The sequence below is a fragment of the Chryseobacterium tagetis genome, assembly GCF_016735585.2.
Lineage (GTDB): Bacteria > Bacteroidota > Bacteroidia > Flavobacteriales > Weeksellaceae > Chryseobacterium > Chryseobacterium tagetis.
Genome location: NZ_JAERSE020000002.1, coordinates 698,608 through 712,162 on the forward strand (window position 1 = coordinate 698,608; position 13,555 = coordinate 712,162).

At 34.3% G+C, this 13,555-nt stretch carries 13 protein-coding genes; 1 reads left to right on the forward strand and 12 read right to left on the reverse strand.

What is annotated here, in order from left to right:
- Positions 1-30: 30 nt before the first annotated feature.
- The 6 genes from JI747_RS08670 to JI747_RS08695 all read right to left on the reverse strand — a co-directional run bounded on the left by JI747_RS08670 (position 31) and on the right by JI747_RS08695 (position 5,409).
- On the reverse strand, positions 31-1,302 hold the full coding sequence (locus JI747_RS08670) for a hypothetical protein (RefSeq protein WP_225687788.1): 1,272 nt from the start codon (positions 1,300-1,302) through the stop codon (positions 31-33).
- A 15-nt stretch (positions 1,303-1,317) separates the two neighbouring features.
- Positions 1,318-2,385, reverse strand: coding sequence for a type I restriction endonuclease (locus tag JI747_RS08675; RefSeq protein WP_225687789.1), 1,068 nt, complete (start codon positions 2,383-2,385; stop codon positions 1,318-1,320).
- A 4-nt stretch (positions 2,386-2,389) separates the two neighbouring features.
- Positions 2,390-2,728 (reverse strand): YegP family protein, encoded by a 339-nt coding sequence (locus JI747_RS08680; protein ID WP_225687790.1) that lies wholly within the window; start codon positions 2,726-2,728, stop codon positions 2,390-2,392.
- Positions 2,729-2,863: 135 nt separating this feature from the next.
- Positions 2,864-3,523: a response regulator gene (locus JI747_RS08685; RefSeq protein WP_225687791.1), complete on the reverse strand. Its 660-nt coding sequence runs from the start codon at positions 3,521-3,523 to the stop codon at positions 2,864-2,866.
- 7 nt (positions 3,524-3,530) lie between these two features.
- Complete coding sequence (locus JI747_RS08690) at positions 3,531-5,180, reverse strand: tetratricopeptide repeat-containing sensor histidine kinase (protein ID WP_225687792.1); 1,650 nt, start codon at positions 5,178-5,180, stop codon at positions 3,531-3,533.
- Positions 5,181-5,229: 49 nt separating this feature from the next.
- Positions 5,230-5,409, reverse strand: a complete 180-nt coding sequence (locus tag JI747_RS08695; RefSeq protein WP_225687793.1) for a hypothetical protein — start codon at positions 5,407-5,409, stop codon at positions 5,230-5,232.
- Positions 5,410-5,806: 397 nt separating this feature from the next.
- Between JI747_RS08695 and JI747_RS08700 the strand changes: the two genes are divergently transcribed.
- A complete protein-coding gene (locus tag JI747_RS08700; protein ID WP_225687794.1) occupies positions 5,807-6,580 on the forward strand; it encodes a hypothetical protein in 774 nt (257 codons plus the stop codon).
- Positions 6,581-6,632: 52 nt separating this feature from the next.
- Here the strand turns inward: JI747_RS08700 and JI747_RS08705 are convergent, their stop codons facing one another.
- From JI747_RS08705 to JI747_RS08730, 6 genes are all read right to left on the reverse strand, one after another.
- Positions 6,633-6,824, reverse strand: coding sequence for a hypothetical protein (locus tag JI747_RS08705; protein ID WP_225687795.1), 192 nt, complete (start codon positions 6,822-6,824; stop codon positions 6,633-6,635).
- Between the two features lie 42 nt (positions 6,825-6,866).
- Complete coding sequence (msrA, locus tag JI747_RS08710) at positions 6,867-7,421, reverse strand: peptide-methionine (S)-S-oxide reductase MsrA (RefSeq protein ID WP_225687796.1); 555 nt, start codon at positions 7,419-7,421, stop codon at positions 6,867-6,869.
- 458 nt (positions 7,422-7,879) lie between these two features.
- On the reverse strand, positions 7,880-8,848 hold the full coding sequence (locus tag JI747_RS08715) for an ROK family protein (protein WP_225687797.1): 969 nt from the start codon (positions 8,846-8,848) through the stop codon (positions 7,880-7,882).
- Between the two features lie 87 nt (positions 8,849-8,935).
- Positions 8,936-10,147, reverse strand: a complete 1,212-nt coding sequence (locus JI747_RS08720; protein ID WP_225687798.1) for a PepSY-associated TM helix domain-containing protein — start codon at positions 10,145-10,147, stop codon at positions 8,936-8,938.
- Between the two features lie 78 nt (positions 10,148-10,225).
- Positions 10,226-12,343, reverse strand: coding sequence for a TonB-dependent receptor (locus JI747_RS08725; protein WP_225687800.1), 2,118 nt, complete (start codon positions 12,341-12,343; stop codon positions 10,226-10,228).
- A complete protein-coding gene (locus JI747_RS08730; RefSeq protein ID WP_225687802.1) occupies positions 12,340-13,545 on the reverse strand; it encodes a PepSY-associated TM helix domain-containing protein in 1,206 nt (401 codons plus the stop codon). Before JI747_RS08730 ends, JI747_RS08725 begins: the two co-directional genes overlap by 4 nt.
- Between the last annotated feature and the right edge of the window lie 10 nt (positions 13,546-13,555).

Below are 13,555 nucleotides of genomic sequence, written 5' to 3' on the forward strand. Positions count from 1 at the left end.
TATATAGTTATTGATTCGTATTTGCGATCATCATACAAAAACTTCATTCATAGATATTTCTCTCATTGCCTGTATTTTTATGTGATCATTGGCATTTCTATATTGTCTGATAGAGCTGGATAATCCGAGAGACAATATTTCGGTTTCATTACGGTTTAAACGTAATGAATAGCTTTTGTTCTGAACGACTAATTCAAAATTACCTCCCGTTAAATCATGAGAAATCAATTTGGAGAAAGGAATTTGAAAGCTTTTTCCTCCTGCATTGAAAACGATTCTTGCATTTGTTAGAAATAAAGTTCCGGGATGCATCTGTGTTACGTTTTCTTTTACGGGGCGATATCTTCCGCCGCCAACTCTTGCATTCACTCCTTTCATAACCTTGAAAGAAACGCTGGAACTTGTACGAGAATAGCCTGTGTGAACCAGCTTGTTCTCAATAAGCTTAGCATTCATATTCAGATAGCATTGCTCATCTCTGTTTAACGTGATAGGAGGGTTATAAATGAGTGGGAAAATACCATGATCCAGATTCCATAAAAACTTAGCGTGTTGTAAGGTTTTAATTTTCCGATCAGAGATAAATGTTTTTATATTCTGATGGTCGATTTTAAGATTCCTTGTTGCCTGCTTCAGCTCTGTTTCCTCCATTGGAGAAAGACGTTTATCGGATATTTTTTCTTCAAGTATTGTATTGAATAATGAAAAAGCGATTTTGTTTTTGATCACATCGGTTTTATCTAATGGAAACTGAAGGAAAGTAGCAATATTTATTATCTGTTGATTCTCTGAGTCGGTTAATACTTGATCTACATAACATTTCTGAACTAAATTTTTTACGATCTTTTCCGAGATTTTATTTTTCTCAAGGAATACCTGCTGATCAGAGAGATTGAAATATACTTTGATTTCATTCAGTTTAAGTATTTTATCCTGAGTTAGATTAAAATCTGAAATGACATTGCATAAAGTATTATAGTACACTTTTTTTCCAAGCTTTATTTTTTGTTTGTCAGTTAATGCTTTTTTGTGGTTCAATACATTTTGTTGATAGGTGGGTAAGATGGTCTGAAGATCGGAATAATTGATTTTCCGTAGTATTTGATGAGTTCCATCGAGACTAATTTTCATTATTTTATCTATAATAAAATCACCAGTTAACGGAATTAAAAATAAGATAAGTACCAACACGACAGCTACCAACTCAAAACGCTGTTCTATTAATAAACCAAATGAAACAAAAAGAAACAGAATTCCCAAACTCCATCGGAGAATTTTCAGAATAAATAGGAAAGTTTTCATGGTTATTAGTTTGGGTTAATTATAAATTTCCAATGTTTTATGAAGCTCATTCCGGTAATTATAAATCTCATCGAGAGTGCCTAATTGCATTTTTTCGCCGGAATCTTTTCCGTTGTGAAATAGCTCCAAATATTTATTGGTGGTATTAAAATGTAATCTGCAGAGAGGTTTTCTGTTGTTGTCATCCAATAAAACCCCAAAATAAGATTGAGTATCTCGTGGTGCAATTCTTTCTGAGGAGATTTTTTCTCTCAAAATTGCTTTTACAATTTGAAAACCTTCGGATTCTTCTTCAGTCGTAATGAATTTTGGAGATTCATTATTTTCATCAACAGGTTTTATGTTTTTATCATCATGTTTTTCGATTTGCTCATTGATGCTCAAAGCAGATTTTAATCTAAAACTAATGGATTCGTTGATGGATGTGGTCAATGCTTTTTTAGTATATTCTTTAAAATAAACCAGTCTGTTGGCATTGATCGGTTTGTCAAAAAAACGGCTTACTAAAAGCTTGATAAGCTGATCAGAAGGATTTTCTATTTCTTTTTCAAATTCTTTTCGAATAGCTTTAATGTATTTTAAGGCTTCTGCAGAATCTAAAATGTTTTCCAGATTATAGCCTGTTTTGGTAAAGCTTTCCAGAATTTTTATTGAGCTGTCTTTCAGGTCTTCAAGATTGATGGTAAGAAAAGGTTTCTCGTCCATAATATTGGTTTTTTCAAGATCAGTATAAAAATTATAGATGATCCCATTGGTAAGAATTCCGAATCGTGTTTTGGAAACGTGATAATAGCGGTGAAGCTGAGAATTGTGAGCATCCGCATTTTCTTTCCAGTGTTTGCATTCTATAATAAAAATCGGCTCATCATTGTTTTTAATGACATAATCTACTTTTTCTCCTTTTTTCGTTCCGATGTCACAAACGTGTTCCGGAACAACTTCTGTAGGATTGAAAATGTCATATCCCAGGATCTGTATAAAAGGCATTACAAAAGCATTTTTTGTGGCTTCTTCTGTTCCGATCTGTTCCTTTAATCCGGCTACTTTTTGATGAAGCTGTTCTAGTTTGATTTTAAGATCCATGCGGTTAGTTTTTTAAAGTTTCATCAATAACTTCAGCAGTCGGAGCATTCGATTTTACAGAAGCAATCCCGCTTTCCATTCCGGGTTTTGAGCTGTATAATTGGCTTTTTCCAATGATTTCACCGTTTCTTGCTTTTAATACAAAATATTCCTTTCCGTTTACAGCCACTCTTCTGTCATACTTGGAATCATCCTGAGAGTTGATCCTTACAGATTCAATTCCTTTTTGGCAAGAGGCTTTCTGAACATATCCTTCACTGGTTAAAATAATTTCGCCATTTCCGGCTTTCAGATTGAATTGATACTCATTATTAATTCTTTGAGTGATAATAAATTTTCCCATAATTGTTTTTTATTTAACACTCCAAAAATATGAGCATTAGATTTTGATACATTACGGAAAACCATAAATGAGAAGTATTTAATAAAAAAACCTTCCAGTAATACTGAAAGGTTTTATTCTTTGTAGGAAAATAAATTATATAATACCAATATCTTTACACATAACAATCAATTCAATGTTGTTCTTGGCGCCAAGCTCAAAACGAAGATCATTAAGCCTTTTCTCTATTGCGCTTCTGCTGTCAGGTGTTATTTTCTTTTCTTTGAAATGTTTCTCGATTTCACTTTGTTTCCAGCCTTTTGCAAGGAGTTCAATAAGGGTTTCATCATAGTCTGTGAACTGGAAAGATGTATTTCTGATAGAGTTTAAAATCTCTTGTGGAATTACCGTTTCACCTGAAAAAACTTTTTTTATGGTATTCCTAAGCTCTTTGCCGTCATTTCTTCCTTTACTCACAAAGCCATTAATCTCTTGAACTTTAAAAAGATCATCAATCTCTTTTGGCCTTTTTTCAATAGAAAAAGCAATGACTTTTAAATTAGGATAGATCTTTTTAACTTCTGTTATGAGTTCCTGCCCTGAATTTATTTTTTGAACTATATGATCTTTGTCAAATGATAAATCAGTGATTAATAGGTCGTAAGGTGTATTTTTGGGTGTTGTTTTTATTTTTTGCAATGCATCATCGCAATAACTTACAAAATCATAATTCTGAATCTGCAATTCTGAAAGAGCATTTATAACTCCCAAATTTCTGACTTCGTGATCTTCGGCTATAAGGACTTTTTTAAACATATTTTGATTATATTGGAATAGTTATTAGAATGATTAATCCTCCTGAAGGATTTTTTTCAAAAGTAATATGTCCTCCTATATTCTCAATACGGTTTTCCGTATTATGGATCCCGGTTCCTCTTTGCTGATCTAAATCATTAATTCCTATGCCGTTATCTGTATATCTGATTTTAAGCTTATTACTGTCTTTTTCAAATTTTACTGAAGCTAATTTTGCGTGGCTGTGTTTTCGCATATTCACAAGAATCTCTCTCAAGATATAGTAAATTTCAAGTTGTGTATTATACGAAATATTTTCCCAGATATTTTCTTTATATCCTACCGGTAAAACTTTTTGTGTATCGGAAGAATAAGAAGTAATCATATTGATAAAACGTAGTGCGAAATCTTTCTCTGCAATATTTTCATGAGAAATATCTCTGGATTCTTCATACATTTTTTCAATATCATTAAGAATTCTTGTTTTATCCATTTCAGGATTATTCTGAACATCAATCATCATATGATAAAGTCCATTGGCAACGACATCATGAACTTTTTTTGACATCTTAAGCTGTGTGTTTTTTACTTCTATTTCTTTTTCTTGTTGAAGGCGATTTTTTCTTTTGACGTAGTAAAAACTTCCGCCGAATAACGCTAATACTAAAGCTGTAATACCGATGTTTCTATATAATATATCAATTTTGTTTTCGGCGTCTTTGAGTTTTAAACTTTGATTTTCGGCATCTTTTTTCTCGGTGTCATATTTAATGTAAGCAAACCTTGCTCTATAATCATTTCTACTGGATTGAATACTATCGGCAAGAATTTTATATTGATTGAAGTAATCTTTGGAGTTCGTAGGATTGTCAACCAAAATGATTCGTTCAATAGCTTCTAATCTATCTTCAGGACTTTTATTTTTTCTAGCAATTTCAAGCATCTTCTTTGCAAAATATAAAGATTTTTGAGTGTCTGAAGCTTTATTAATATCTGATAAGTGTGCAAAACTTGAATTAAGTCCCCAAAAATCAAAATTTTTCAACTTTAATTTTGCTAGTTCCTCGAGCTTTCCTTGTGCTGGATAGTTCTTATTCTTTAGCCATCTGACAAATTCAATATTTTCTTTTATTCTATTGTTTAGTTTGATGTCTAGTACTTTAGTTAAATCAATTTTTTGTAGAATATTTAATGCTTCAGAATATTTACCTAACTTAAATGTAGCTACAGACTTGTTGTTCAAGATACTTATTCTTGATTCTTCTGATTCTATTTTTTGAGATAGAGCCTTATTGTACCATTCAATAGCTTTAGTATATTCTTTTTGGTCTAATTTTAAATTTGCCATCGTATCATATATGGAAAAAAGACTTTCATCATTATCTTTCATTATTTTTAAAGCCTCAACTAAAGTTGCTTCTGCCCCAAAAATATCTCCTCTTCCTTGCTGTGCAATAGCTTGGCAAATTAAGCTCTTTGAAATATTGGAGTAATCTTTTTGTTTACTATAATAACTAATTGCAAGTTGGAACTTTTTATATGCTTCAAGATCATTTTTTTGAAGAAGAGCAATACCTTCGTCATAAAGTTTATCTCCATTAGGAATATCTGAGATATTTTGTGTTTTTTCCTCACAAGAAATAAAGAAAACAAGAAAAAGGAATAAATATTTTATCATTTTACTAAATTAAAAAAAACCATTCTAAAAAGAATGGTCTTTATTTTTATTATTTTTTTGGAGGTAGCGTTGGCCCTGTTTCTCCTCCTGTATCTCCAGGATTTATTCCTGTGCCCGGATCGGTGTCACTTTGCACTGTTATTGGTGTTTGATTGTCATCACATGTTGTTGTATTTGTATTATTGTGTCCGAATGCCATTCCCAATAGCATCAATATTAATTGTAACATTGTTTAAAAATTTTGAAGTTGAAATTGTTTTTCTTCCTCTCGGAATATGTATCCCGAGCTGTACACGATTAAAATTTCGAAGCGCTTCTTAAATTTTTTGGGAAGTGAACCATCAAAAACGGAAGAGAAACATCTGCTTCCCAACCCGGAGTTTTCTTCCGTTCTATCTGGCAATTTTTGAAATCAGGTCTTTGATTTTAGATTTTATTTTTGATCTTGATTTCTTTTACAAATATCGTATAGATATGCTAGAATCTATGGACAGACGATGGACAGTTGAAGGGTTGTAAATGTTTGGTTTTTACGGTAAACCGTAATTTATTTGTCCTGTTTTTGTCTAATTTGGACAGCGAATATTTAATACCTGAAAATTATGTATGAGAAGAAAAGATTTTTAGTGAAAACAGCGTTTGAAACAGCAAAAAATGAAATTCCTCGCGGAAACAAAAGCTCAATTGGGTCATATCTAAGTTCACTTTTTGAAGATCGATACGGTTTTGAAAGAGAAGAGAGAGCTTATGTAAGATATTATAAAAATTTAGTAGAAGACAATACAGACTATAATATTGATGATCTTGCTTTAGATTATTTAAGTAAATACATTGGATATAATAACTTTAATGATTTCTGTAATAATGTAAGTGTAGAAGGAGGAGATGGGTCAACAACATTTAAACTAGGCTTTGGTGATATGATATCTGATAAGATTAATCAAGTAATTATAACAGTGACAAATAGTCCTGTTTTTAATATTCCCCAAATGGCAAAAAACGGAATGGGTATAGGGGCTTTAGTGTTGACATTAGTTGCAGGATTGGCATATGGAGGTAATTCTGAAATATTTAATAAATCAAAATGTATGTACTGGGATGGAAATGAATATAAAATAACGTCTTGTAATGATAAAAACCCTAAGCATCAATTAATACCAGTTGATACTGTAAAATTGAAATACTTTAAGAAGATTACCAGACCAGATACTTTAACTATAGAAAACGGATTAGGAAATTCCTGGTGTACAAAATCTGATAATAAAGTGGAGTTTTTTACAATGGATGGTATAAACCCGAATAATGGAAAAAGCTTAAAAGATGCCACAGAACATATGATAAAAAAGTATGCAGGAAGTAATGCCGACAAGAAGAAACTTGACACACAATATGTGGAATGATTTATTTTCAAAACACTAAAAAGGACAGATCGTAAATATCTGTCCTTTTTATTTAAGGATTTGTAAAAGGAGGAGGAGTTTGTCCTGTGTCTCCAGTTGTTCCACCTCCACTTCCAGGTCCACCATCTCCAGGGCTTATTCCTGTATTAGGAGTAGATTCTTTTTGTATTAATACTGTTGTTTGATTATTGCCATACGTTGTTGTATTTGCATGATGACTTCCGAATGCTAGTCCTAGTAGCATTAAAATAAATTGGATCATTTTCTTTAAAATTTTGTTTGGTTTCTATTCTGCATTCAGCATTCCCAGTTCACCGAAATGCTTTTTGAATTTCTGAATTTTTGGTCCGACTACAGCACTGCAGTATGGCTGAGTTGGATTTTCGTTGTAATACCCTTGATGATATTGTTCAGCAGGCCAGAATTTATCGAATTTCGTTAACTCTGTTACATACGTTCCTGCCCATCTTCCGGATTCTATAGAGACTTTAATGGCTTCTTCGGCTTTTGCTTTTTCAGCATCGTCTTTATAATAGATTACAGAACGGTACTGCGTTCCGATATCATTCCCTTGTCTGTTTAGTTGGGTGGGATCGTGAAGGAAAAAGAAGACATCCATCAATTGCTCATAAGAAATAATCGTCGGATCATAAGTGATCTGCACAACTTCCGCATGTCCCGTTTCTCCGGTGCAGACTTCCTGATAAGTCGGCTTGTCTTTATGTCCTCCGGAATATCCGGAAATAGCAGATTTTACTCCTTTCAGCATATTAAAGCAGCTTTCCACACACCAGAAACACCCGCCGCCAAAAGTGATTTGCTCTAAATTATTGTTATCCATTTTATGTTGATTATTGTATTAAATTTTTTCTCTTTTATAAATTGAATTTGTGGAGAAAAGCAGATCAAAAATATGAAAAACTTTTCCAATGTATGCTTACTTCTATTTTCTAAAAATGAATTGTAATCATAGATGTGGCAAATTGTTTTTGAATAAAAATGGAATACAACTATCTGCTTGATCTGCATAATCAGCGAGATGAAATTTTTAACACAAAGAGTTTACTTTAAAACTGTAGTATTTCAAGTGAGCAAAGAAGAATCAACAGGTTGATTGGATGAAGCAGTAACAAACAGTAGCTTCGCGTGTGAATTTATTTGCCTTTGCCGTCTAAAAGTTAAAACGATAATAACAGAAATCTTTGTGTTTAAAATTAAACAACAAATCTTTACACAATTTATATAAAAACAAAAAGCACCCTAAAAAGGATGCTCAATATTCTTTAAAATAGCTTTTCATTACTTTTCCCAAACCAAAGCACTTGCTCCCAAAATGGCAGCATCCGCTTCGTCCAGTTCACTGAAAACCAATTTTACTTTATTTCTGAAAATAGGAAGAAGATTTCTTTCCATATGAAGTTTGGTAGGCTTTAGAATAAAATCACCTGCTTTGATTACCCCTCCAAATAAAAGAATCGCTTCTGGAGAAGAGAACATCACAAAGTTGGCTAATGCTTCACCTAATTTCTGTCCTGTATACCTGAAAACTTCAATAGAGATTGGATCTCCTTTCAAAGCACATTCATGTACTGTTTTAGAATTAATGGCTTCTTCAGGATATTGGTTGAGGATAGATTCAGGGAATTCAGCTCTCATTTTCTTTGCCGTAATAGAAATACCTGTTGCAGAAGCATACGCTTCAAGGCTTCCTTCAGAACCTGTACTCCAGTGTTTTCTTCCGCCTGGTTTTACGATGGTGTGCCCCAATTCTCCAGCAAATCCATCGTGGCCGTAAATTAACTTACCTCCTGCAATGATTCCGCTTCCGACACCTGTTCCTAGGGTAATCATGATAAAATCTTTCATTCCTCTGGCTGCTCCGAAAAGCATTTCTCCTATGGCTGCGGCGTTCGCATCATTGGTAATTGTACAAGGCAACCCAAACTTAGCTTTCATTAATTCTGCAAAAGGAATGATCCCTTTCCATGGTAAATTGGGAGCCTGTTCTATTGTTCCTGTATAGTAGTTGGCATTTGGAGCACCTACTCCTATTCCATCAAAATTTTTCTCTTTTCCGTGGCTGTCAATCATGGGATGAACAGCTTCGTATAAAGCGTCAATATATTCTTCTACAGTAGCGTAGGCATCCGTTCGGATATTTCCTTTTTCAAGAACTTCACCTCGGTGGTTGACCACTCCAAATTTTGTGTTTGTTCCGCCAATATCAATTCCCAGCGCAACGTGTTTTGACAAATCTACTAATGACATTTCTATGCTTAAAATTCTAAAAGGCTAAAATTATAAAAAAGATCTTAGTTATTAGACGATTAACCGCATATTTATTTAAAAAAATATTTAAACGGTTTTGGGTGTTTTCTTTTTTCTTCTTCCCCACCAGATCATGAAGCCGGTAACTGGTAATGAGGCACATATCAAACTTACAATGAAAGCAACGATCTTTGTGGGAAGTCCTAAAATCGATCCGACGTGGATATCATAGTTCGCTCCAACTGTTTTTTCACCGAAATTTTTGTCTTTCATGTCGTGAGTGTGAAGCAATTCTCCTGAGTTTTCATCAAAAATTAAGCTGCTGCTTTTATGATAAGAGTAGGATAAATGTTTCACATACACCTCGAAATTCGGATGTTCATGATCATCCATGTGCTCATGGCCAAGATCAATTGAAAAGCCGTAAGAATCCGGATATTTTGCTTTAACGGTATTGCTGATTTTATCTAAAGTTCCTTCTGTTCTTAATTCAATCGGAGCTTTCGTTTTAATGGATGAAAAGTCCGGGTAAGTCGTTTTTCCTCCTGAAAAGATGAAGTAAAATGCAGCCTGAACGACAAAAAATGCATAGAATAGTCCGGTTAATGAAAAAATTAAAGCAAAAATAGAAGCATAAAATCCTAGAATATTATGAAGGTCATAGTTTTTCCTTTTCCAACTTTTCACATTCTGCCATTTGAAAGAGAAACGCTGTTTTCTGGCAGCTTTATTTTTGGGCCACCAAAGGATAATCCCGGAAATCAGCATGATTACGAAAATAATCACCGGAATTCCTACAAGATAAGTTCCCCATTCCTGTTTCAAAAGATAGCTCCAGTGGATCATTTTTACGATCTGGAAGAATCCGTTTTTCTCGTCGTATGTTCTTAAAACTTTTCCGTTGTATGGGTTTACATAAGCTGCTTTATAGATGGGAAATTCATCAAAATAATTCCAGCCTTTCGGATTGTGTTCATACCAGTAAAAAAGATAAGACATCTTTTTATCGATCGGAATATTCACCCAGTGAACAGGATATTTTTCTTTCACCTGATCTACCACTGCGCGTTCCAGCACCCGGATCGGAAGAACTTGTTTATGCTCTATATTTTGTTCGTTATGATAGATGACATCTTTACGGGTAAAGTTTTCAATCTCATCTTTAAAAACATATAAAGCTCCTGTAATAGAGATAATAAAGATTAGAAATCCAACTCCAAGACCCAGCCACAAATGCAGTTTTCCTGTCCATTTTTTAAATAAGCTAGGCTTTTTTTTATGATGATGTTTTTTCTGCATATTTTCCTTAAGTTCGGTAAAGATAAGTCTTTTAATTTTTATTTAGAATGCTTATAAATTGCAAGTCTTTCGATTTCATTAAAATCTATATTCAACCATGAAAGTCCCTCTCATTCCTAAAGAGTTGGTGAAATCGGCATCTCTTGCACTCCACCATGCAATAGCAGGCTGATACATTTTATTGAATACGTTTTCGATTCCTAAAGAAACTTTCCAGCTTTTATTGACATCATAGCTTGATTTAAAGTTGAACACGGTGTATTCAGGAACTTTTCCTTCCCCATATACATATAAACCTGTTTTTGCATTAGGTTCAAATCTGTCTTGTCCGAAAGCATGAAGCATATCTAATCCGACAGAAAGTTTCTGCAATGGCTTTACCTGTGCATACGCTAAAACTTTAGGAGCAGATATTCTGCTGTTATTAATTTTTGTTGAATAATCTCCATCATCTTTAGGGGAAGTAATCCCTTCCATCCAGCTGTAGCTTCCTCCGAAATTGATCCAGCCGGTAGGATTGAAATGTAAGAAACCTTCAACTCCATACACAACTTCCGGAGCTCTCTGAATGGTCAAGGCTCTGTCCGGACTTTGAATAAAAGATGCTCCCAATTTTGAAGTACTTACATAAGAAGTAACTTCATAATTCAGCCATTTTGTAATTTGTCCGGTGGCTCCCAATTCGTAATTATTAACGATAATAGGCTTGGTTTCAAGATTGGTGATCGTATCTGCAGTTGAAGTTCTCAAAATTCTTCCTAATTCGTTGATGGAATAGGCCTGAGAAAAACTTCCGAAAACATTAATCATTGGATTGATGTTGTAACGGATTCCGATGTTTCCAACCAATGCATTGTACTCAAGGTTACCTCCGGTTACGAAAATACTTTTTGTGAAAGTTCCGTCTGATTTTACAGTTGAAAGGGTGCTGAAATCTCCAACTTTCACTTTCATATTTTCATATCTAAGCCCTCCTTTGATTGTAATTTTCTTTAATAAATCTATTTTAACCAAAGCAAAAGGGGCAATGTTTGTCATGTTCATGTCTGGAGTCCAGTAACGGCCGTCTTCCAGTTTCTGAACGGTCTGATCGTTCAGGATATCAACTCCATAAATAACTTCTGCCTGGGAATTCTGTGCATTCCAAAGTTGCGTATCAAAATTGGCTCTTGCTCCGTATTTTTTGGAAATAACGTTAGACTGTCCGCCATTTAAGAAGGTATCACTGTACCCATACACAGTTCTGAAATCCTGCATGTAAAGGTTTACGTTCAAAGAAGTTCCTTTCCATATGTTTTTATTGTCGTAGCTTAGTTTAAGGTTGTGGTTTCTGGGCGTTCCTTGTGGAGTGGTTTCCAGATTTTTGCCTTCTCCTTCACCAATAGTCGGAGTGATGCCGTATTTTCCGGTCTTTAAGCCTAAATTTAAGTCAGATTTTGAAGCATATCCAATATAAGAGGCTTCAATTCTTTGATTATCATCGATGTTGTAGCCTAACTTCAACATTCCGTTGTAGTTGTTCATTTTTGCAGGGCTGTACGTCGGGCTTAAATTCACACCATCGGCATCTTTCATGTAACCTGTTCTTTCATAAGCGAATGAAGCAACATAATCAAACTTTTTGGCAAAGCTTCCTGTGAGCAGTTGGCTCGCTCTGTAACCTAGTGTTCCGCCATAAGGCTGTCCTGTAATACCAACCTGAGAAATTCCCGAAATCTTTTTATCAGAACTGCTTTTTCTTGTAATATAATTGATGATCCCTCCGTCTGCACCGTTTCCGTAGATTGATGAGGCTCCTTTAATGACTTCAATTCTTTCAATAACAGAAGGGTCGATTGATCTTAAATCTCTGGCTCCGTTTCGAAGAGGTGTCGATTGTGGAATTCCATCAATTAGGACTAAAACCTGGCGCCCTCTCAATGTTTGTCCGGTATTGGAAGTCTGTCCTGAGCTTGTTGCCAAACTGGGAACGGTATATTGTAAAATACTTGTAATATCTGAGTTTACGGTCAGTTGTGACTGAATCAGCTTTTGATTGACAATGGTAACAGAACTCGGTATTTCTTTGATATTCTCTTTTTTTCTTGAAGCGGTAAGTACCACTTCTTCTACATTAGAGGTTTTTAAACTGTCTGTTTTCTGTGCAAAAATAGTGACAGATCCTAAGCAAGCAACTGACAAAAGAGCCTTTTTCATGATGTTTTCTTTCCTTGTTTTTTATATTTCCCCCACCAGATCAAAAATCCTGTAGCAGGTAATGAGGTGCAGATCAATCCAGCCAGAAACCAAATGATCTTTCCAAACAATCCAAAATATGAACCTGTATGAATGTCATAATTGGCATTGGAATATTTTTCGGCGTTCGACAGTTTTTGATGAGGTTTATTTGATAATAGTTTTCCCGAATATTTATCAAAAGCAATAAAGCTTCTTTCACTGAATCTTCCGTCTTTCTGATAAACCGTGACAGGGATGCTTTTTAATTTTTTCCCTTTTTTGTTCTTTCCGTTTAGCGGAATTCTGAAGCTTGATGATTCGGGATATAATTGTTTTGTCTGCTGTACAGCTAAATCATATACTGAACTGTTTTTTGCTAATAGGGAATCCTGTGATTTGATCTCTCTTTCTTTTGGAAGTTCCAAAGCACCTGACAAAGTAAGATTAAATACATTTTTGACCCAAGGATAGGAAAAATAGATTCCGGTAAGACTTATGAGTAAAGCAATGAATGATACATAGAAACCTAAAACATTGTGAAGGTCATAATTTTTTCGCTTCCATGTTTTTACGTTTTTCCAGTCAAATGAAAGACGGCTTTTTCTTGCTTTTTTATTTTTAGGCCACCAAAGAATAATTCCCGTAATCAGCATGATAATGAACAATACGACCGGAATTCCTACTACATATGCTCCCCAATCAGATTTCAGAAGTAAACTCCAGTGGATCGATTTCAGAATAGGGAAGAGGTCATATTTTTCGTCGTAAATTCCCAAGATTTCTCCTGTATACTGATTGACGTAAATTAGTTTGTTGATCTTTACTTCATTAAAATAATTCCAGCCCTTCTTATTTTTTTCGTAAATGAGAAATTCGTAAGATTTGTTTTTATCTAAAGGAATCTCCACCGAACTGACAGGATATTTTTCATTGACTTCCAAAGAGATCTTTTCTTTAAGAAGTTCAATGGGCATCGGTTTCTGAGTAACAGTTTCCGGTTTAACGTATATAACGTCTTTTCTGAGAACACCCTGTATTTCGTCTTTGAAAACATACATTGTACCCGTTAGAGAAACAATAAAAACAATGAGGCCAACGGATAAGCCAAACCACAAATGCAGTTTGGCAGACCATTTTTTTATCAGCGAAGGATTCTTCTTATGATGATGTTTCTTTTTCATTTAAAAGAAA